Source organism: Lacticaseibacillus pantheris DSM 15945 = JCM 12539 = NBRC 106106 (genome assembly GCF_001311175.1).
GTDB classification, from domain to species: Bacteria; Bacillota; Bacilli; order Lactobacillales; family Lactobacillaceae; genus Lacticaseibacillus; species Lacticaseibacillus pantheris.
Genome location: NZ_BBAI01000011.1, coordinates 41,070 through 63,315 on the forward strand (window position 1 = coordinate 41,070; position 22,246 = coordinate 63,315).

Consider the following 22,246-nt stretch of genomic DNA (forward strand, 5'->3'; position numbering starts at 1 on the left):
GCATAAGCTATAATGCATATTAGTACGAATTAAACGGGGGCCTGACGCATGGTACACTTAATCGAAAAATTATACGGCCCGTTCTTTGCGGCCAGTGACTGGCATGCCGCCGTCATGACCGGCTCCGGCTTACTGACAATCCTCATGTTGGCCATTATGGAATGTTTGCTGTCGGTCGATAACGCCGTGGTTTTGGCCGCCCAAACGCAGGGGCTCCACGACCAGAAATTGGAAAAAGAAGCCCTGGTGTACGGATTGTGGGGTGCCTACCTTTTCCGCTTTATCGCAATCGGTATGGGTACGTACTTGATGCGTTTTTGGGGCATTAAGGCACTAGGTGCAGTTTACTTACTGTACATGTCGGTGCACTTTTTTTTACGAACAGCACCATCCTGAAAGCGCGAATGGGGCAAAGCAACCGCGTAAGCAACGCTCCTTTTGGGGCACCGTAGCGACGGTCGAGTTGATGGACATTGTGTTCTCGGTGGACTCCATCCTCACGGCTTTGGCCATCGATAATAACCCAGTGATTGTGCTATTGGGCGGCTGTATTGGGATTCTCGCGATGCGGTTTGTTGCGCAGGTAATGATTGGGCTCATTGCCCGGGTGCCGGAGTTACTTTACATGGCTTACGTGCTCATCGCGGTGATTGCGGTCAAACTATTTCTGAGCCTCCCCCAAATTGACATAGAGGTGCCCAACGTATTGTTTAGCGTCTTTGTGTTAGCGGCGTTTGTCATCACGATTCTATGGCACAACCACACGCAGAGGCGTCAACAACAGACAAAGGATTAGACGAATGGACGGATTACTACCAATTAACAAGCCACGCGGCATGACCAGTGCGGACGTGGTTTACAAAGTACGGAAAATTTTGCACATCAAAAAAAATTGGGCACAGTGGCACGTTGGATCCGAACGTTGACGGCGTGTTGCCGCTAGCAATTGGGACGGCCACCAAGGCGATTACGCAGCTCCAAAGTGGAGGCAAGGTATACACTGGCGAGGTAACTCTGGGCTTTGCGACCACTACCGAGGATCTGGATGGCGAGGTGGTGACGCGCACACCGCTGACGGCTCCGATAGCAGATGATGCGATTGACACCGCTATGGCCACGTTTAACGGCGACATTATTCAGGTCGCACCGATGTACTCCGCGGTCCGCGTTAACGGACGGCGGCTATACGAATACGCGCGGGCTGGCGAAACGGTGGCCCGCCCGGAGCGCCACGCGCATATTAGCGAGTTCGTGCGGACTTCCGCAACCAGCTTTGATGCCGATGCTGGCACACAGTCGTTTACTTTTCGGGCAACGGTGAGCAAGGGGACATACATCCGCACTTTATCCGTTGATCTAGGTCGCAAGCTAGGCTTCGCGGCCGTGATGAGCCAACTGACGCGGCAACAAAGTGGTGGTTTTGCTCTGGCCGACAGCGTGACGTTAGAGCAGCTAGCGCAGGCAGCTGCGGACGGCACCGTGGATACTTTGATTGACGGGGTGGATTGGGCGTACGGTGAGCTACCAGCACTTGATTTAACCGACGCCCAGTGGCAGATTGTGCAGCACGGACACTCGTTTTTAACTCAGGAAACCACGGCGCCACGTATTCGTGTGTATCGCGATAACGTCATGAAGGGGATTTACCGGTTCGTCGACGGGGCGTACAAACCCGAAACGATGTACTTAGGCAACACGGTGCCACGCGCGACTCGCAGTGGCGCCGGCACCAAGAATAGAGGGATTGTAGTGCAAAGAATTGATATTACGCGGCCATTAACCGATGCTGAGATACCAGGAGAGCCAATTGTGCTGGTGCTGGGCTTCTTTGATGGCCTACACCGGGGTCACCAGGCGGTTATTCGTCGTGCCCGCGAGGAGGCCGATAAGCGGCACGCACCGTTGGCATTAATGACGTTTAACGTGCACCCGTCAGTAGTGTATGGTGATGCCGACGAGGCGACCTTTAAATACTTATCAACGCTCCCGCGCAAGGAGGAGTTGGCAGCAGGTTTAGGGGTCGACTTGTTCTACGTGGCGCACTTCACGCCGGAGTTCGCCCGCCTGGGGCCGCAGGCATTTGTGGATCAGTACCTGGTGCGCCTCAAAGCGGCGGTGGTCGTAGCCGGCTTTGATTACACGTATGGCAAGCGCGATGTGGCCAACATGGAGTTACTCCCCGGCTACGCGCGCGGGCGGTTCGACGTGATTACGGTTCCTGAGCAGACAATGCAGGGCAACAAGATTAGCTCAACGCGCATCCGCACGGCGCTGGCTGGCGGCGATATTGACGCGGCCAACGAGCTGTTGGGTTACGGTTACCAGACGACGGGCAAAGTGGTCCACGGTGAGGCCCGCGGGCGTGAGTTGGGCTTTCCGACGCTAAATATCGAGACACCCGTACACGAATGGGTCCCCGGGGTCGGTATTTATGTAACGCGGGTCCGTGTGCGCGGCCAGTGGTACGGGGGAATGGCTTCGGTCGGTTACAACGTGACTTTTGGCGCTGGACGTGCCTTGACGGTGGAAATAAACCTGTTCGATTTCAGCCAGGATGTGTACGGCGAGACGGTCACCGTTGAGTGGTACCACCGTTTACGCGGCGAGGTGAAGTTTGACGGCGCTGCGGGACTGATTAAGCAGTTGCACCAGGACGAGGCGAACAGCCGGACATACTTGGCGCAACATCCACAAGTATAGGTAGAGGACACCCGCTGATGATGGCGGGTGTTTTTGATTGCAAGTGGCTGGTCGGAATGAACTGATGGCGGAGGTGGAGTGGGCGTTGGTCATGACCGGCTACAGGCCTCACGCTCTCGCCCGTGTAAATGGTTATCAAATAACCGTTACGGCCGAATTCCCTATAAATGCTAGTAGATTTACGGATAGTAGTTTATAGTCCTTGTTCCAAGGTTTGCTTGACTGATTATTTGGATTGCTTGGCATGGAAAATAATTTCATCATTCCTTACAATCAAGTCATTTAGAGATTTCGAGTTTTCGAAGAATTGATGGTTACTTTACTATTTAACTAGAAACTGTGTGGCGTTTGGGGTGGAGGCGTCGTGTCCGGAGACGTGGTTGCTGTGACCCCAGAGCGCCCTAGGAGCGCAGCGACGTAGGGCGGCAAAGTTTATAGACCGAGTGGTTTTCTCGGGCTATAAACTTCGTGGGAGCCGGAACGGCCGGAGCGTGCGGGTATAGCAATCACGGCGCAGGACGCGTAAGCCGTAACCCCAAACGCCGCACACAGTTTCTACCACTAACCCACTAACCCACTAACCCACTAACCCACTAACCCACTAACCCACTAACCCACTAACCCACTAACCCACTAACCCACTAACCCACTAAGACCTAAGGCTGAAATTAACCCAAATTAGCAAACGCGCGTTGACATTGCTAACCCGGGGTTGTATATTATTGTTGTTAGCACTTAGAAAGTATGAGTGCTAATTCCGGAGGTGAGGACATGTTAACGGAACGGGAATTGATGGTACTCAAAGATATCATCAAGTTATACACCGAAACGGGTCAGCCCGTGGGCAGTAAAACGCTCATGACGTCGCTACCGATTCGCGTCAGTTCGGCAACCATTCGCAACGACATGGCCGCGCTGGAGGATGCCGGGTTGATTCGCAAAACGCATAGCAGTTCGGGTCGTGTGCCCAGTTCGGCTGGTTATCGTTACTATCTCGATAACATGCTGACACCGGCCCGGGTTCCCGAGCAGGAGATGCAAACCATTCGTCAGTCCTTCGGGAACGACTTTGGTCGCATCGATGAAATCATCGAGCAATCGGCACGGATTCTGTCCAACCTGACTAGTTACACTGCCATTACACTGGGGCCCGAGGTGGCTAACCTGACCCTTGAAGGCTTCAGGCTAGTGCCGCTAGGTAACCACCAGGTGATGGCCATCATCGTAGCTAGTGACGGTAGCGTACAGAACCAAGTGTTTACTTTGCCCCGTGAGTTGGATTCGGATCAGGTGGAGAAAGCTATTCGGATTATCAACGACCAGTTGGTAGGCCAGAGCCTCACCACCGTCGCGCAAAAGTTGCGGACCGACGTACCGGCCATCTTGATGCAACAGTTACAAACACCCAAGGGATTCCTAGATGCGTTTGGCGACGTGTTGCAAAAGGCGGTCAGCGAACGTTTCTACGTTGCGGTCGGCTAAACCTCATGGACTACTTTGGGTCCGACAACCTGGGTGAGCTCAAGCAAATCTACCGTTTAATTGACCGGCAAGACGAGTTAAACCAGTTGTTGGACGCGAACACCGATGGTTCTGGTCAACGACCAATCTCGGTGCGCCTGGGTTCGGAGTTGTCGGAACAGTCGCTCCGCAATTTAAGTCTGATCACCGCGCGCTATTCGGTTAACGACCACGGCCAGGGGATGATTGCCATCCTGGGGCCAAAGTCGATGCCGTACTCCAAGATGATCGGTTTGCTCGAGGCGTTCAGAACGGAATTAGCATCACGCTTAACTAACTACTATGACCACCACTAGGGTGGGTTTGGAAAGGAGCACCACAATGTCCAAAAAGGAAGGGCAACAGCCCGAATCAGGTGCTGACGTTGCGGACGACAATTTGCAACGTTCAGCGGAAGACTTGGAGCATTTGATTGATGCCGATAGTCCCGAAGCGGAGGCAACTAAGCAGTTGCAGGCCGAACGGGACGAGCTTGAGGATAATTACCTGCGCGCTGCGGCGGAAATCAAGAACATGAGCTCCCGCTTCAAGAAGGAGCGCGAACAGCTCGCCCGCTACGACGGACAAAAGGTCATCACGGCAATTTTGCCGTCACTGGATAACCTTGAACGTGCCCTGGCGACGGAGGTTTCCGACCCCGCCGCCGAGCAGCTGAAGCAGGGGGTATCCATGGTGGCCAATCACCTGCAGCAGGCGCTCAAAGAAGCGGGTGTCAGCGAAGTAGAGGCTGCCGGGGCCACCTTTGACCCCACCATCCATCAGGCAGTGCAGACCGTCCCCGCGGACGACGAGCATCCGGCTGATACGGTGGCGCAGGTTCTGCAGAAGGGCTACCGCTTGCACGACCGGATTCTGCGTCCCGCCATGGTAGTTGTTGCTAAATAAATCAGTTAATCAAATTTAAGGAGTAAATCAATATGGCTAAAATTATTGGTATTGACTTGGGTACTACAAACAGTGCCGTCGCCGTTCTTGAAGGTGGCGAGCCAAAGATTATCACCAACCAGAAGGCAACCGGACGACACCGTCCGTTGTTTCCTTTAAGGATGGTGAAATTCAGGTCGGTGAAGTGGCTAAGCGTCAGGCTATCACGAACCCAGACACGATTATTTCCATCAAGCGTCACATGGGTGAAGCCGGCTACAAGGTAACCGTTGGCGACAAGACCTACACGCCGCAGGAAATTTCGGCCATGATTTTGCAGTACATTAAGAAGTTCGCTGAAGACTACTTGGGCGAAGACGTCACTGAGGCCGTTATTACCGTCCCAGCGTACTTCAACGACAGCCAGCGGCAGGCAACTAAGGATGCCGGTAAGATTGCTGGTTTGGACGTTAAGCGGATTGTCAACGAACCAACTGCTTCCGCTTTGGCATACGGTTTGGACAAAGGTGATGCCGACGAAAAGGTGCTGGTTTACGACCTTGGTGGTGGTACCTTTGATGTTTCCATCCTGCAATTAGGTGACGGTGTCTTCGAAGTGCTGTCCACGAACGGTGATACCCACCTTGGTGGTGATGACTTTGATAACAAGATCATCGACTGGATGGTTGAAGGCTTCAAGGCTGACAATGGCGTTGACCTGTCCAAGGACAAGATGGCCATGCAACGGTTGAAGGACGCGGCTGAAAAGGCGAAGAAGGACCTGTCTGGTGTTTCTCAGACCCAGATTTCCTTGCCGTTTATTTCCGCTGGCGCTAACGGCCCACTGCACTTGGAAAAGACCTTGACCCGGGCACAGTTTGACCAAATGACTGCTGACCTGGTTGAGAAGACCCGCGTACCCGTTGAGAACGCACTGAAGGATGCCGGCCTCTCCAATGGTGACATTGACAAGGTTATCCTGAATGGTGGTTCTACCCGTATTCCTGCGGTTCAGGACGCCGTTAAGAGCTGGACTGGCAAGGAACCTGACCACTCCATCAACCCTGATGAAGCCGTTGCTTTGGGTGCCGCTATCCAGGGTGGTGTTATCTCCGGTGACGTGAAGGACGTCGTACTGCTTGACGTTACGCCACTTTCCCTGGGGATTGAAACCATGGGTGGTGTCTTCACTAAGCTGATCGACCGCAACACGACTATCCCTACCAGCAAGTCCCAGGTATTTAGTACCGCTGCTGATAACCAGTCTGCCGTTGATATCCACGTGCTGCAGGGTGAACGCCCAATGGCCGCTGACAACAAGACTTTGGGTCGCTTCCAGTTGGCAGATATCCCGGCCGCACCACGTGGCGTGCCACAAATCGAAGTTAAGTTCGACATCGATAAGAACGGTATCGTCCAGGTTTCCGCTAAGGATATGGGTACCGGCAAGTCCCAGAACATCACGATTAAGAGTTCGTCAGGCCTGTCCGACGACGAAATTGACCGGATGGTGAAGGAAGCCGAGGCCAACGCCGACGCCGACAAGAAGCGCAAAGACGAAGTTGACCTCAAGAACGAAGTTGACCAACTCTTGTTCCAGACCGACAAGACGTTGAAGGACGTTAAGGGTAAGGTTGATGACGCTGACATCAAGAAGGCCGAAGACGCTCGTGATGAGCTGAAGAAGGCCCAGGAACAGAATGATGTTGACGCCATGAAGGACAAGAAGGACGCCCTGAACAAGATTGTCCAAGACATGACCGTGAAGTTGTACCAGCAGGCTCAAGAGGCCCAGTCTGGTGCTGCGGGCGCAGACAGTGCAGCTGGCAGTGATGCTGGTAGCAGTGCTGACGGTGCCAACGGCAAGGACGATGACACCATCAACGGTGAATACACCGATACTAATGACGGTGACAAGAAGTAATATTCCTAGCAAACGGGCCAAGGCCGCTCATGGCGGGCCTTGGCCTTTTGCTATGGAGCTACCTGTGGTAAATTAAGTAGGTATGTATTACAACAATTTGAAAACCCGATTTTGGGGAGGTCATGATGGCTGATAAAGATTACTACGAGACTTTAGGTGTTAGCCGGGACGCGAGCGAGGACGAAATTCGTAAGGCGTACCGCAAGATGTCTAAGAAGTACCACCCAGATATCAACCACGAACCAGGCGCGGAAGAAAAGTTCAAGGAAATCAACGAAGCGTACTCCGTGCTGTCCGACCCGCAGAAGAAGGCCGCCTTTGATCAGTACGGCAGTGCCGATGGTCCGCAGGGATTTGGTGGCGGTGCTGGCGGTCAAACGTACAGTGGCTTCGACGGCGGTGGCTTCGGTGGTTTCGACGACATTTTCAGCTCCTTCTTTGGTGGTGGCGCGCAGGGTGCTGGTACTCAGGCGCGTCAACGCCGGGGTGCCGACCTGCAGTACCGGATGGACCTCAAGTTTGAGGAGGCTGTCTTTGGCAAGACCGACAATATTAGTTACAACCGTCAGGGCCGTTGTCACGTCTGCAAGGGTACGGGGGCCAAAGATGGCGCGCAACCGCAGACCTGTAGCAAGTGTCACGGTGCCGGTTACATCACGGTAACGCGGCAGACCATGCTCGGCACGATGCAGTCCCGCGAAACCTGTGACGTCTGTGGCGGTACTGGTAAGGAAATCAAGGACAAGTGTACTAACTGTCGTGGTACTGGTGTGGAACAGGAGCGTCACAGTATCGACGTGAAGGTGCCTGCTGGTGTTGACGATGGTCAGCAGATGCGGCTTGATGGTGCTGGGGATGCTGGGCCCAACGGTGCGGCGTTCGGTGACCTGTACGTGGTATTCCGCGTGCAGCCAAGCAAGAAGTACGTGCGTGACGGTGCGGATATCTTGATGAATATGGACATCTCCTTTGCCCAGGCCGCCCTTGGTGACGAAGTGAAGGCGGATACGGTTCATGGACCCGTCCAGTTGAAGGTGCCAGCCGGTACGCAGACGGAGACCAAGATTCGTTTACGTGGCAAAGGCGCACCGCACCTGAACGGCAGTGGTACCGGTGACGAGATTGTTACGGTGAAGATTCGGACGCCAAAGAAACTTAACCAGAAGCAGAAGGACGCATTAATGGCGTACGCCGCGGCTAGTGGCGACAAAGTTGAGCCGCACGAAAGCAGTCTGTTCGACAAAATTCGTGATGCGTTCAATAAGTAAGTAGATTGTGGGCGTGGACAAAGCTAAAAATTTGTTCACGCCCACTTTTTTTTCGGCAATTCGGGTAGCGTTTGCACCGGCAATAGTGGTAGTATGAATAGCGAACCACTTACAAAAGATAAGCGAAAAGATTGTGAGGTTAACGCATGACAAAGAAATCAACGCAACGCTACGGTGCGGATATGATCGTGGACAGTTTGGCAAACCATGATGTTAAGTATGTATTTGGTATCCCTGGAGCCAAGATTGACCGGGTGTTTGAACGGTTGGAACATCCAGTTAATCCTAATGCTCCCCAACTCATCGTGGCGCGCCACGAACAAAATGCGGCGTTTATGGCGGCTGCAATCGGTCGGATTACGGGCAAACCAGGGGTAGTACTGACGACGTCGGGCCCTGGTGCGTCGAACTTGGCGACCGGATTGGTAACGGCGACGGCCGAGGGGGACCCGGTACTCGCAATTTCTGGTCAGGTGCAGCGTGGTGACCTCCAGAGGTTGACACATCAAAGCATGCGGAACGCGCCTGTCTTTGAACCCATTACGAAATACTCGGTTGAAGTGCAGGATCCCGAAAACACGAGTGAAACCATTGCGAACGCCTACCGGGCCGCAGCGTCTGGTAAGCAGGGTGCTAGTTTTGTGTCCGTGCCACAGGACGTGACCGACAGTCCCGTCACCACTGCTCCGATTAAGCGGTTAGCGGCCCCGAAACTCGGTCCGGCGTCTTTGAGCGAGATGACCAACCTGGCCCGGGCGATTAAGGAAGCCGAGCTGCCAGTATTACTGGTGGGCATGCGGGCCTCGTCCGCAGACGTGACGCGCGCCATCCGCGATCTGCTGGCAGTGAGCGAACTGCCAGTGGTTGAAACCTTCCAGGGTGCGGGAATTATCAGTCACGAGCAGATCGATAATTTCTTTGGCCGTGTGGGGCTCTTCCGCAATCAGCCTGGGGATGAGTTGCTTCAGCAGAGTGACCTGATCATTACTATTGGCTATGACCCAATTGAATACGAGCCCCGCAACTGGAACGCGGCAGCCGATGCGCGCATCGTCAACATTGATTCATTACCATCCGAGATTGATACGCACTTCCAGCCGGAGACGGAGCTAATTGGAGATATCGCGCAGACTTTGGACTTGTTGATTCCACTGATGCGCGGATACCACGTTACGCCGGGGGCCAAGCACTTTCTGGACCACGAGCAGGAGCGAATTCAGCAACGTGACGAGCCGCCAGCAATCGCGCCTGACGCGACTTTGGCGCACCCACTCAGTATCATTCGTGAGCTCCAGGAACGCGTGAGCGACGATATGACGGTCACTGTCGACGTTGGGACGCATTACATTTGGATGGCCCGGCACTTCCGCAGTTTTGAGCCACGTCACCTACTGTTCAGCAACGGGATGCAGACGTTGGGTGTGGCGTTGCCATGGGGGATTGCGGCGAGCTTGCTGCGGCCGGAGCACAAAGTAGTATCGGTGTCCGGTGACGGTGGTTTCCTATTTTCCGGGCAGGAGTTGGAGACGGCGGTGCGGCTGCACTCAAACTTGGTGCACATCATTTGGAATGATGGCCATTATGACATGGTGAAGTTCCAGGAGGAAATGAAGTACGGGCAGTCGGCGGGGGTCAATTTTGGCCCGGTTGACTTCGTGAAGTACGCGGAGAGTTTTGGCGCAAAGGGGTTGCGTGTGGACCACCCAGCTGATTTGGGGCGGGTGTTAGATGAGGCGTTCGCGACGGATGGCCCGGTTGTGGTTGATATTCCCGTGGATTATAGTGATAGTGAGGAATTGGGTAAGAGTATTTTGGAGGATCAGCTGTATTAGAGAGAGCGGAGCCCCGCGGTTAGAAACTGGAGCGTAACTTGCTACGGCGGTGAAGCCCGGGTTTGGCTTCATTGCGTAGCGGGTTACGCGCAAGTTTCTGCGGGGCGCAGCTCGTTTTAGAGGCAGAGAGCGGAGCAGGCCGTTTAGAAAGCAGAGCATAAGTTACTAACACCGAAAGGCCCGCACTTGGCCTTTTGGTGTTAGTAGCTTATGCGTCACTTTCTGGCCTGCGCAGCTCGTTTAAATAAGTACGACTAACGCGGGAGCACCGTAGCATTTACCGCCAAAGAAACGGACCCGGTTTTGGCCTTTTGGTTGGAGTTGCTTATGCGGCGTCTTCTGGCCTGCGCAGCTCGTTTTAAAACGCACAACTAACGCGGGAGCGCCGTAGTATTTACCGGTAAGGGAACGAACTCGTTTTTGGCCTTTTAGTGGTAGTAACTTATGTGGCGTCTTCTGGCCTGCGCAGTTAATCTCAATAAGCACATGTACCGTGGAGGACAGCGGCTTTCCCCATGCAGAACCCGTTCGCACTTGCCTTTTGCGAATAGTACCCTAATATACCCATTCCAATACCAACCACATCAAAGAAAGAAGTGTCAACAGTGTCCAAGAATACGCAAACCTTATATCAGCACGGAACTTTAGCCTTACTTGTTCCAGGCTTACTTGCCGGTACGCAGACCATTGGTGAACTCATGCATCACGGCGATACAGGTATCGGAACGTTAACCGGGCTTGATGGTGAATTAATCATGCGTGCGGGTCAGGTCTACCAGGTAAATGCGGATGGCCATGTCCGGATTGTTGGTCCAGAAGAGCAGGTACCGTTCGCAAACGTTCACTACCAGGACGATCGTGCCGTTGGTAAAATTACCGACCAAAACTTTGCTGGAATCAAGGCGACGATTCTGCAAGTGATGGGCACGAGTAATGTGTTCTACGCTGTTCGGTTGGTGGGGGAGTTTGACCAAGTACAGACGCGAGCTGTTCGTGGTACCCAGCAGCCGCCTTTTGGCACCCTGGCCGAGACTGCTAAAGCCCAGTCGGTGTTTAACGCTACGGACATTGCAGGGACGTTGTCGGGATATTATTCCCCGGCAATCTATGGTGGGGCTACGTCCCCAGGTTTCCACCTGCATTTCTTAGACGACGAGCCGACCTTTGGCGGTCATGTATTGGATGCAAAGGTACGCAGGGCGACTTTGTACTTGCAAGAATTCACTGACCTGCAGCTACATTTGCCTACGGGTAACGAACAATTTCGTCAAGAGCAGTTTAATACTGATGAAGTGCTCCGGGATATTAATCAGGCCGAAAATTAAGTTAATCAAAGCAGCAGTACGAATCGTTGCCTATCTGGCGCGGCTCGTGCTGCTTTAATTTGTAGTTTTTAAATGCTTAAAACTTAGGTATAATCAGATTGACGATTGTTTTGGCCGGCCAATTTGCTAGAGAATATCGCGACAACTTTGCCCGGTAACCTAACATTGTATGTCGCGGCTAATCCCCGGACCACCCGTGGCTGCACTATCTTTGGTATAATGGTCATCAGTGATGTACTTGAACAGAAAGCGGGAACTAATTAATGAACTTCGACGAAATGCGTGAGCGTCAAAAACACATTCGTAATTTTTCCATTATTGCGCACATTGACCACGGCAAGAGTACGTTGGCGGACCGAATTCTGGAATTAACGGATACGGTCTCCGAGCGCGATATGCAGGCGCAGGTACTGGATGATATGCCGCTGGAACGGGAGCGGGGAATTACCATCAAGCTGAACGCGGTGGAACTGACCTACCATGCTCAGGATGGCGAAGACTATATTTTTCACCTCATCGATACTCCGGGGCACGTGGACTTCACCTACGAAGTTAGCCGTAGCTTGGCCGCGTGTGAGGGTGCCTTACTATTGGTTGATGCTTCCCAGGGGGTTCAGGCCCAAACGCTGGCGAACACTTACCTGGCTTTGGACGACGACCTGGAGATCGTACCCATTATTAACAAAGTGGACCTGCCGAGTGCGCAGCCCGACATGGTGCGCGAGGAATTGGAAGAGATGATTGGCTTGGACGGCGACGACGCACTGATGGCGAGTGCGAAGACCGGCCTGGGCGTGGAAAATATTCTCGAGCACATCGTGACGGATATTCCCGCACCGACTGGTGACGTTGAGGCTCCGCTCAAGGCGTTGATTTTTGATTCTGTCTATGATGCTTACCGGGGTGTGGTGCTCAACGTGCGGGTGCACGACGGATCGGTGAAAGTGGGCGATCGCATCCAATTGATGAGTAATGGCAAAACCTTCGAAGTAACAGAAGTGGGTGTAATGTCGCCAAAGTCCGTTAAGCGGGACGCCCTGATGGCAGGGGACGTGGGTTACATTACGGCTGCAATTAAAACTATTCAGGACACGCGGGTTGGTGATACGGTGACGCTGGCGGACCGACCGGCCGAGCACGCCCTCAAAGGATACCGTCAGATTCAGCCGATGGTTTACTCTGGGGTCTTCCCGGTGGATAACGCCAAGTTGGGGATTTACGCGAAGCGCTCGAAAAACTGCAGCTGAATGACGCGTCCTTGGAGTTTGAACCCGAAAACAGTCAGGCGCTCGGATTTGGTTTCCGTGTCGGTTTTCTGGGGTTGTTGCACATGGACGTGGTGCAGGAGCGGCTGGAACGTGAATTTAACCTTGATCTAATTATGACCGCACCATCAGTGGACTATCACATTATGCGCACGGATGGTTCCGAGGAAACAATCGACAATCCGGCGGCTATGCCGGACGCGAGTGAAGTCAAAGAAATCCAGGAACCCTACGTGAAGGCGCAAATCATGGTGCCAAACGATTACGTTGGGCCGGTGATGGAACTTTGCCAACGCAAGCGGGGCGACTTTGTGACCATGGACTACCTGGATAAGTACCGGGTGAGCGTGGTGTACGACATGCCATTATCCGAAATTATCTACGATTTCTTTGACGACCTGAAAAGTAGCACCAAGGGTTACGCAAGCTTAGATTACGACCTGATTGGTTACCGGGAAAGTGACCTGGTTAAAATGGACATTCTGCTCAATGGTGATCCCGTTGATGCCCTCAGTACGATTGTGCACCGCGACTTTGCGTACGAACGTGGCCGTGGCGTGGTTGCCCAACTCAAGGAAACAATCCCGCGGCAGATGTTTGATGTGCCAATTCAGGCGGCGCTCGGAACAAAGGTAATTGCCCGCTCAACGGTCAAGGCTTACCGCAAGGACGTAACCGCCCGGATACACACGGGTGACCCCGACCGGCGCGCCAAGTTGCTGGACAAGCAGAAGCGGGGTAAAAAGCGGATGAAGGCCGTGGGCTCAGTCGATGTCCCGCAGGAAGCGTTCATGTCACTTTTGAAGGTTAAGGACGAGAATACACGCGGAAAATAGGCGTTGTGAGTGCGCGGACTTTCGGAAGCAAAGCTATAAACATCAGCATGGTTATCAGCGTTACTTTTAACTGGGCAGCTATCTACGGCTGTCCATTTTTTTAGCCAATACTAATAAGATTTATTTACTGACAGAGATAAGATATACTCTTAACTATGGTCACACCATACGGGTAGCTCTCGTCGTTGCCTAGCAGTTTTAGGTGGCACACACCCTTCACAAATCATTTGGACTGGAGGTGTAGCCATGCTAAATTGGAACGACTGGAGGGGACGTGATGGTCCAAGCGGCCATTGCTTTGCTGATTGTGGCACGAGCAGCCTATTGGTTTGCCCGTGCATATCAGCAAATAAAAAAAAGCTAACCACAAGGGTTAGCCCACCAAAAGTCATCCAGACTGTGTCGGGGTCACTGGGGGTCCATCCCGGTGGCTCCTTTTTCACAGGTTGATTATACCAAATGATATTCAACCACTCAAATCGTTTGGAACGAGTGCTTGTGACCGTAACGAGAACTGTTATGTTTGCGCAAAAAGATTACTAGAACGACAAAATCGATTGTCTGGTGATGCCCCTTGCTTTTGGCAAGTAAAACCGCTATCCTTAACTCAATTAAACAAGTCCTTTAAAAACAGTCCCGTGAGGCTGCAAAGGAATCGGCGTCAACATTGGACGCAGAGTACCTATCATCCTCACGGTGGTAGGTATTTTTTTGTGGCTTGGCTTTATACCAAAAATGGAGGAGGTAGTGATGACTAAACAATTAGTTGACGCGTTGGGCATGCAACGAGTGCTGACGCGCATGACCTACGAAATCATCGAAAAAAAATAAGGGCCTGCAGGACACCGTATTAGTTGGAATCAAGACCCGCGGTATCTATTTAGCACAGCGGGTGGCCAAACGGATTGAGCAACTTGAGGGTCAAAAGGTACCAGTGGGAACTTTGGATATCACGTTGTACCGTGACGATCACCACGAAATTGGGCACCGAGATCAAGCTACGGTGAATGGTGCAAATTTGCCGGTTAACATTGACGACAAGACGGTGGTCCTGATCGATGACGTGTTGTTCACGGGTCGCACCGCACGGGCAGCGATGGACGCTTGGTAGCACAGGGCCGGCCCCAGCGGATTATGTTGGCGGTACTCGTTGACCGCGGACACCGGGAATTGCCGATTAGGGCAGATATTGTTGGTAAGAATGTGCCGACCTCGACCAAGGAACAGATTTCGGTGGCCGTGGAAGAGGTGGACGGGCACGACGGCATTACAATTGAACAGATTTAGTTGATCCAGACAATTTAATTGACTCCAGAGAGAGCCAGAATTGTGGTGGTGGCTGTTTAGCGCAGCCGGAACTACATTGGCGCACTCTCGAGATGAGGGGGCGCCTTTTTTTTAGAGAGCGGAGCAGGCCGTTTAGAAGGCAGAGGGCGGAGCAAGGCGGTTAGAAAGCAGAGCATAAGGTACTCAGACCGAAAGGCCCGGGTTTGGCCTTTGGGTTTGAGTGCCTTATGCGTCGCTTTCTGCCTTGCGCAGCCCGTTTCAATAAGTACGAGTAGCGTGATTCCCACACCCGGGCAACGGTTGGAACGGCTTCCTTGCCGCAGCGGGTTACACGCAGATTTCTGCATTGCACGCTCGCTTAACCCAGCACCTCATCCCGAACCCGCTAATCACCGCCACCCACACGGAGGAACACATATCATGATGACCAAACAGCGCAACTTTACCAACATGTTAGACGTCGACCAGGACGAGGCGTTGGCGCTCATCCAGCGCGCCGAAGAGTATAAGCACGGCGCCCAATTGCGATTGGCCGAACCGGTGTACGTCGTCAACGCCTTCTTTGAAAACAGTACGCGGACGCACACTAGTTTTGAGATGGCCGAGACCAAGTTGGGTCTGACACAAATTGCGTTCAACCCGGCGGCAAGTTCCGTTAGCAAAGGTGAATCGTTACACGACACGCTGTTGACGCTGGACGCGCTCGGTGTTGACCTGGCAGTAGTTCGGCACCCGGAAGATCGCTATTACGAGCCATTAGTTGAAGGCGGCGATTTGGGGCTGGCGTTGATTAACGCCGGGGACGGTTCCGGCGAACACCCCTCCCAAAGCCTGCTGGACCTGATGACGATTAGCGAGGAGTTCGGCCACTTTGCTGGACTACGCATCGTTATCTGCGGGGACATCGCCCACTCACGGGTGGCCCGCTCCAACGCAGAGATTCTGCAACGCCTTGGCGCCCACGTATTCTTTGCCGGCCCAGAAGACTGGTACAGCCACGACTTTGACCGATTGGGTACCTATACGGATCTGGACGCTGTACTGCCAACTGTCGACGTGGTCATGTTGCTCCGCGTTCAGCACGAACGACACGCCACCACCGGGTTTAGCGCGGACGCGTACCATGAGCACTACGGTTTAACTCATGGGCGCGCCGCGCTAATGCAGCAACGGGCGATTATTATGCATCCGGGCCCGGTAAACCGCGGCGTCGAATTAGCCAGCGACTTGGTGCAGGGTCGCCAATCGCGTTACGTCCAGCAGATGCGCAACGGTGTATTTATGCGGATGGCGATGATTGAGTCAGTATTGCGGGCAAACCAGCTGGGAGGAATTGAATAATGGCATACATACTACAGAACGGCCGCGGAATTTTGGGCGACAGGGAGCTCAACGTGGATGTGCGCATCGAGGGCGGACGGATCGCTGCTTTGGGCGACCATCTGCCTGTCGGACCAACGGACGAAGTTTTGGACTGCACGGGCAAAGTTGTTACTCCGGGCTTAGTAGACCTTCACGTCCACCTCAGGGACCCTGGTGAAACCGAAAAGGAGACCATCAGCACCGGTACCATGGCGGCGGCCCACGGTGGTTTTACCACGGTGGGTGCGATGCCAAACGTGGTGCCAGTCCCAGACGACGCGGACGGCATTGCTGCTATTCGCGGACGTAATTGTCGCGAGGGGCACGTGCGCGTCTACCAATACGCTAGCATTACCCGCAACCGCACTGCCGGTCAGCTAGTCGACTTTGAGGCGGTTGCCCAGGCGGGAGCCTTTGCCGTATCTAACGACGGGAGTGGGGTTCAGGACGCGGCCACCATGTACGCGGCCATGCGTGGCGCGGCACAAGCGGGCTTGCCCTTAGCAGCGCACGTCGAGGATGATGGCCTGAAAAACGGTGGCATTTTGAATGCGGGGCTCCGGGCCAAGGAGCTGGGCGTGCCCGGCGTTTACCACGTGGTGGAAACAGCCCAGTTAGCCCGTGACCTAGCTCTGGCTCAGGCTACCGGCGTCCATTACCACGTGTGTCACGTATCAACCGCAACTAGTGTCGACCTAATCCGGCGGGCCAAAGCGGCGGGGGTCAACGTGACCGCAGAAGTTACGCCGCACCACCTACTGTTGACCGATAGTATGATTCCGGATGGCCCCGAGGCTGTGAACTACAAAATGAATCCACCTTTGCGTACAGAACGGGACCGACAGGCGCTAATTGCCGGGTTGCTGGACGGTACGATTGATTGTATCGCGACCGACCACGCGCCGCACACTGCAGCGGAGAAGGCCCGGGGGCTGGTTGACGCCCCCAATGGTATCGTGGGCAGTGAAACGGCGTTTAGCACGCTATATACCACTTTGTGCGGGGCAAAGATGCGCGGTTTACTTTGGCACAACTGGTGCACTGGATGAGTAGTGCGCCGGCTGCAGCGTTTAACCTGCCGGTAGGGCAATTATTGCCCGGGGCACCGGCAGACCTCGCGGTGTTTGATACGGAACATGAGGCGGTAATTAACGCGGACGATTTTTATTCAAAGGGGCATAACTCGCCGTTCGTGGGCTGGCACGTTTACGGCGCCACCGTTGCGACGATTGTTGCCGGTAAGGTGGTGTACATAAAGGAAGGGGTACAATCTTGAAACGTTATTTGATTCTTGAGGATGGTACCGTGCTGACTGGGGAGGCCTTTGGCGCGCAGGCAACGACCGCCGGTGAGGTCGTGTTTAACACGGGGATGACCGGCTATCAGGAAACGATTACCGACTTCGTATGCCGGTCAAAGTCAATTACTTTCACCTACCCGTTGATTGGCAATTACGGGATGAACGTGGCGACCAACGAGGCCATCAGTCCGAGTTGCCAAGGCGTGGTTGTCCGCGAGGTAGCGCGCCGGGCCAGTCACTGGCATAACGAGCAAAGTTTGGATGATTTTCTGCGCCAGCACGGCATTCCGGGCATCAGTGGAGTGGATACGCGGCGGTTAACCCGGATTCTGCGTGAAGAGGGTGCGATGAAGGGGATGCTGACGAATGAGGTGCATGCGGACAGTGTGTCCCACCTCCAAGCGATGGATTTACCGCGCAATCAGGTGCAGCGGGTGTCAATCAAGCAGGCGTACAACAGCCCAAACACTGGTAAGCGGATTGTTGTGGTTGACTTTGGGTTCAAGGACAGCATTCTCCGTGAGTTGGCGGCCCGCCAGTTGCAGGTGACGGTGGTGCCACCGACAACGGATGCGGGCATGATTTTGAGCTTACATCCTGACGGTGTGTTGTTGTCGAACGGCCCTGGTGATCCAAAGGATGTGCCGTATGCGTTACCGATGATTCGGGCGGTGCAGGCGGCGCGGGTCCCGTTGATGGGCATTTGTCTGGGGCACCAACTGTTCGCGTTGGCGAATGGTGCAAAGACGAGTAAGTTACGGTTTGGGCACCGGGGGTTCAACCATCCGGTGCGGGAGGTGGCTACGGGACAGACATTCTTTACGGCGCAGAACCATGGTTATGCGGTGGACAAGGCGTCGTTAGAGGGGACACCGTTGTTGCAGACGTACGTGGAGATTAATGATGGAACGGTAGAGGGGCTGAGGCACAGGGAATTGCCGGCGTTTTCGGTACAATTTCACCCAGATGCGACGCCGGGGCCGCATGATGCGGTGGGGTGTTTTGATGAGTTTGAGAGGATGGTAGAGGGCGGAGAGGGCGGAGCAGGCCGTTTAGAAAGCAGAGCATAAGGTACTCAGACCGAAAGGCCCGGGTTTGGCCTTTGGGTTTGAGTACCTTATGCGTCGCTTTATGGCCTGCGCAGCCCGTTTCAATAAGCACATGTAGTGAGGGAGCGTAGTAGCATTTCCAAATCAGGTGGCGCCCCAAAATGTTTTGCTACTGGACTGGGTTAACCGGCGTTTTCTGCCTTGTGTAGCCCATTTCAATACCTGACAGCAGCATGGGAGCGTAGTAGCATTCCCAAACCAGGTAGCGTTCAAAATGCTTTGTTACTAGACCCGGTTACGCCTATCTTTCTGGCCTGCGCAGCCGTTTCAATAACCACAGGTAGCGTGAGAGGGTAGCTGCATTTTCCAAATCAGGTCTCGCTCCACCCCGGCTTTCATTGCCGCGCGGGTACGCGCGTCCTCGTTACCACACTAACTATTATCAATGCCCACAGCACCATAGACCATTTAACAGAAAAGGAGTTACCCAATGCCAAAGCGTACAGATATTCACAAAATTATGGTCATCGGTTCCGGCCCCATCATCATTGGGCAGGCGGCCGAGTTTGATTATTCGGGCACACAGGCCTGCTTATCATTGCGGGAGGAAGGGTACGAAACGGTGCTGGTGAACTCCAATCCCGCGACGATTATGACGGATAAAGAGGTTGCTGATCACGTTTATATCGAGCCGATTACGCTGGAGTTTGTGAGTCAAATTTTGCGGAAAGAGTTGCCCGATGCCATCCTCCCCACTTTGGGCGGACAACAGGGTCTCAACATGGCCATGGAGTTGAGCAAATCCGGCATCCTGGATGAACTGGGCATCGAATTGTTGGGCACAAAGTTGGCAGCCATCGACCAGGCGGAGGACCGCGAACAGTTCAAAGAGTTAATGCAACAGCTGGGCGAACCTATCCCCGCGTCTCAGACGGTATCGACGGTGCAGGCGGCACTCGACTTTGCACAACAAATTGGTTATCCCGTTATTGTGCGTCCCGCGTTCACGATGGGCGGCACGGGCGGGGGGATGTGCGATACCCCTGCCCAATTAACGGAAATCTGCGCGAACGCGTTGAAGTTATCACCGATTACGCAGGCGCTTATTGAGAAGAGTATTGCCGGCCACAAGGAAATTGAATACGAGGTCATGCGCGACCACGCTGGCAACGCCCTGGTGGTCTGCAACATGGAAAATATCGACCCCGTGGGCATCCATACGGGCGATTCCATTGTGACCGCGCCAGTACAGACGCTGACGGACCGCGAAAACCAGATGCTCCGGGATGCGTCACTACGGATTATTCAGGCGCTCCACATCGAAGGCGGGTGTAACGTCCAGTTGGCGTTGGATCCGCAAAGTGAGGCGTACAACATCATCGAGGTGAATCCGCGTGTGTCACGTTCATCCGCGTTAGCTTCCAAAGCAACGGGGTACCCCATTGCCAAAATTGCGGCCAAGATTGCGGTCGGACTCTGCCTCGACGAAATCAAAAATCCCGTCACGGAGACTACCTACGCGGAATTTGAGCCGGCGTTGGATTACGTGGTGACTAAAATACCGCGGTGGCCGTTCGATAAGTTTACGCAAGCCAACCGGCGTTTAGGGACGCAGATGAAGGCGACCGGTGAGGTCATGGGGATCGGCCGCAACTTTGAAGAGTCCCTCCTTAAATCGGTCCGTTCGCTAGAAATTGGGCTCCCACACTTAAATGACCCTGCCATTGCCGACGTTGCGGAGGATGAACTGGCGGACCAGCTCATTCATGCGCGGGATAACCGGTTGTTTTATCTCGCTACCGCGTTGCGCCGCGGTTACAGCATCCCCGAACTGAGCGAATTAACGGGCATTGATGAATTTTTCGTGGACAAAGTCGCGCACATTGTCGAACTGGAAACCTTACTACGGGATCACCAGGGTGACCAAGACGCGTTGTGGACGGCCAAGCGCAACGGTTTCACCGATTGGGAGATTGGCCAGTTATGGGGAATTGATGCCGCAGACGTGCGCCAGCAACGGCAGGATGCCGGCATCGTGCCGGTTTACAAAATGGTCGACACGTGTGCGGCGGAGTTTGCATCCACTACACCATACTTTTATTCGACTTATGAAGATGAGAACGAAAGTCGTCCAGACGGCCGTCAATCCGTCCTCGTCTTGGGCTCCGGGCCCATCCGTATCGGCCAAGGGGTGGAGTTTGACTACGCAACTGTGCACTCGGTACGGGCAATTCAGAAAGCCGGTTATGAGGCCATCATCATGAACAACAACCCGGAGACGGTGTCCACCGATTTTTCGACGGCTGATAAGCTATACTTTGAGCCGTTAACCGTTGAGGACGTCCTCAACGTGGTCGATTTGGAACAACCTATGGGGGTCATCGTTCAGTTCGGCGGGCAGACGGCCATTAATCTGGCCGCACCTTTGGCCAAGGCCGGCGTGCGCATTCTGGGCACAACGGTTGCTGATTTAGACCGGGCAGAGGATCGGGATGAGTTCGACCAGATTGTGCGGTCGCTAGGCATTCCCCAGCCCGCGGGTGCCACCGCGACTACCGCCGATGAAGCACTGACGATTGCGCACCGCATCGGCTATCCCGCTTTGATTCGACCAAGCTACGTGCTTGGCGGTCGCGCGATGGAAATTGTTAATAACGATGCGGAATTAACGCGCTACATGCAGACGGCGGTGCAAGTATCGCACGACCACCCGGTACTGGTCGACCACTACCAGGCCGGAAGGAATGTGAGATCGACGTTATTGCTGACGGACACGACGTCCTAATTCCCGGCATTATGGAACATATTGAACGGGCGGGCGTGCACTCAGGTGACTCCATGGCCGTGTACCCACCACAGAATTTCAGTGCCGCGGTCATTGACCAAATTTGTCGTTGGGGGACGGAGCTGGCAGAACGCTTACACACCGTGGGATGATGAACATTCAGTTCATCGTGCACGACGAAGAGGTGGACGTCATCGAAGTGAATCCGCGGGCTAGCCGCACTGTACCGTTTTTGAGCAAGGTGACCGGTATTCCGATGGCACAAGTAGCCACGCGGGCCATTCTAGGCACCAGTATTCGTGATCAAGGGTATCAGCCTGGACTGCAGCCAGCTGCCGGCCTGGTGCACGTCAAGGCGCCAGTATTTTCGTTCAACAAACTCGCTGGTGTGGACAGCTTGCTGGGACCGGAGATGAAGTCCACTGGTGAGGTCATGGGCAGTGACGAGACGATGGACAAAGCACTGTATAAGGCCTTTGCTGCGGCTAAACTGGATATACCTGATCACGGTCAGGTGTTGTTTACCATCGCAGATTCACAAAAGTCAGAGGCATTGGACTTGGCACGACGGTTCCGCGCACTCGGATTTTCCTTACAGGCGACCGCTGGCACGGCACGCTACTTTGCGGATCACGGGTTAACCGTGGGTGCGGTTGCAAAAATTGGTGCCGGTGAGGACGATATCCTGGCGCGCATTATCCGTGGCGACGTTCAGGTAGTGATTAATACCGTGGGCACCAATCATGATGCCGCCGCGGATGCCTTCCGTATTCGGGAGGCCGCGGTGCTACACGGCACGCCGCTGTTGACCGCAATCGACACCGCAGACGCAATTTTGCACGTGAAGGAATCGCAGACCTTTACAACCCGTGCCCTATAAACGTGCTACCGCAAAACAGGCCCGGCTGCCTGCGGAATTATCCTCGTG

At 54.1% G+C, this 22,246-nt stretch carries 7 protein-coding genes and 8 pseudogenes; all 15 read left to right on the forward strand.

Annotation, left to right across the window (positions count from 1 at the left end):
* The first annotated feature begins 48 nt into the window (after positions 1-48).
* The 15 genes and pseudogenes from JCM12539_RS05300 (at position 49) to carB (ending at position 22,198) form a co-directional block, all read left to right on the forward strand.
* Positions 49-796 (forward strand): annotated as a pseudogene (locus JCM12539_RS05300) (TerC family protein).
* A gap of 4 nt (positions 797-800) precedes the next feature.
* Positions 801-1,695: pseudogene (gene truB, locus JCM12539_RS13410) on the forward strand (tRNA pseudouridine(55) synthase TruB); the annotation flags it as partial.
* Between the two features lie 54 nt (positions 1,696-1,749).
* Positions 1,750-2,700, forward strand: coding sequence for a riboflavin biosynthesis protein RibF (gene ribF / locus JCM12539_RS05310; RefSeq protein WP_054649827.1), 951 nt, complete (start codon positions 1,750-1,752; stop codon positions 2,698-2,700).
* A gap of 792 nt (positions 2,701-3,492) precedes the next feature.
* Positions 3,493-4,517, forward strand: a pseudogene (gene hrcA, locus JCM12539_RS05315) (heat-inducible transcriptional repressor HrcA).
* A 25-nt stretch (positions 4,518-4,542) separates the two neighbouring features.
* Positions 4,543-5,106 carry a nucleotide exchange factor GrpE gene (grpE, locus tag JCM12539_RS05320; RefSeq protein WP_156302070.1) on the forward strand — a complete coding sequence of 188 codons (564 nt, stop codon included), beginning with the start codon at positions 4,543-4,545 and terminating at the stop codon, positions 5,104-5,106.
* 32 nt (positions 5,107-5,138) lie between these two features.
* Positions 5,139-7,009 (forward strand): annotated as a pseudogene (gene dnaK, locus JCM12539_RS05325) (molecular chaperone DnaK).
* A gap of 125 nt (positions 7,010-7,134) precedes the next feature.
* On the forward strand, positions 7,135-8,277 hold the full coding sequence (dnaJ, locus tag JCM12539_RS05330; protein ID WP_054649817.1) for a molecular chaperone DnaJ: 1,143 nt from the start codon (positions 7,135-7,137) through the stop codon (positions 8,275-8,277).
* Between the two features lie 146 nt (positions 8,278-8,423).
* The gene (alsS, locus tag JCM12539_RS05335) at positions 8,424-10,109 is read left to right on the forward strand and encodes an acetolactate synthase AlsS (protein WP_054649819.1); all 1,686 of its coding nucleotides are present in this window, start codon (positions 8,424-8,426) and stop codon (positions 10,107-10,109) included.
* A 605-nt stretch (positions 10,110-10,714) separates the two neighbouring features.
* Positions 10,715-11,434: an acetolactate decarboxylase gene (gene budA / locus JCM12539_RS05340; RefSeq protein ID WP_054649821.1), complete on the forward strand. Its 720-nt coding sequence runs from the start codon at positions 10,715-10,717 to the stop codon at positions 11,432-11,434.
* 263 nt (positions 11,435-11,697) lie between these two features.
* Positions 11,698-13,535: pseudogene (gene lepA / locus JCM12539_RS05345) on the forward strand (translation elongation factor 4).
* A 750-nt stretch (positions 13,536-14,285) separates the two neighbouring features.
* Positions 14,286-14,822, forward strand: a pseudogene (gene pyrR / locus JCM12539_RS05350) (bifunctional pyr operon transcriptional regulator/uracil phosphoribosyltransferase PyrR).
* 423 nt (positions 14,823-15,245) lie between these two features.
* Positions 15,246-16,163 (forward strand): aspartate carbamoyltransferase catalytic subunit, encoded by a 918-nt coding sequence (locus JCM12539_RS05355; RefSeq protein ID WP_156302072.1) that lies wholly within the window; start codon positions 15,246-15,248, stop codon positions 16,161-16,163.
* Positions 16,163-17,460: pseudogene (gene pyrC, locus JCM12539_RS05360) on the forward strand (dihydroorotase). Before JCM12539_RS05355 ends, pyrC begins: the two are co-directional and overlap by 1 nt.
* Positions 17,457-18,554, forward strand: a complete 1,098-nt coding sequence (locus JCM12539_RS05365; RefSeq protein ID WP_054649825.1) for a carbamoyl phosphate synthase small subunit — start codon at positions 17,457-17,459, stop codon at positions 18,552-18,554. The pseudogene pyrC and the gene JCM12539_RS05365 overlap by 4 nt, the downstream one beginning before the upstream one ends.
* A gap of 469 nt (positions 18,555-19,023) precedes the next feature.
* Positions 19,024-22,198: pseudogene (gene carB, locus JCM12539_RS05370) on the forward strand (carbamoyl-phosphate synthase large subunit).
* Positions 22,199-22,246: the final 48 nt, after the last annotated feature.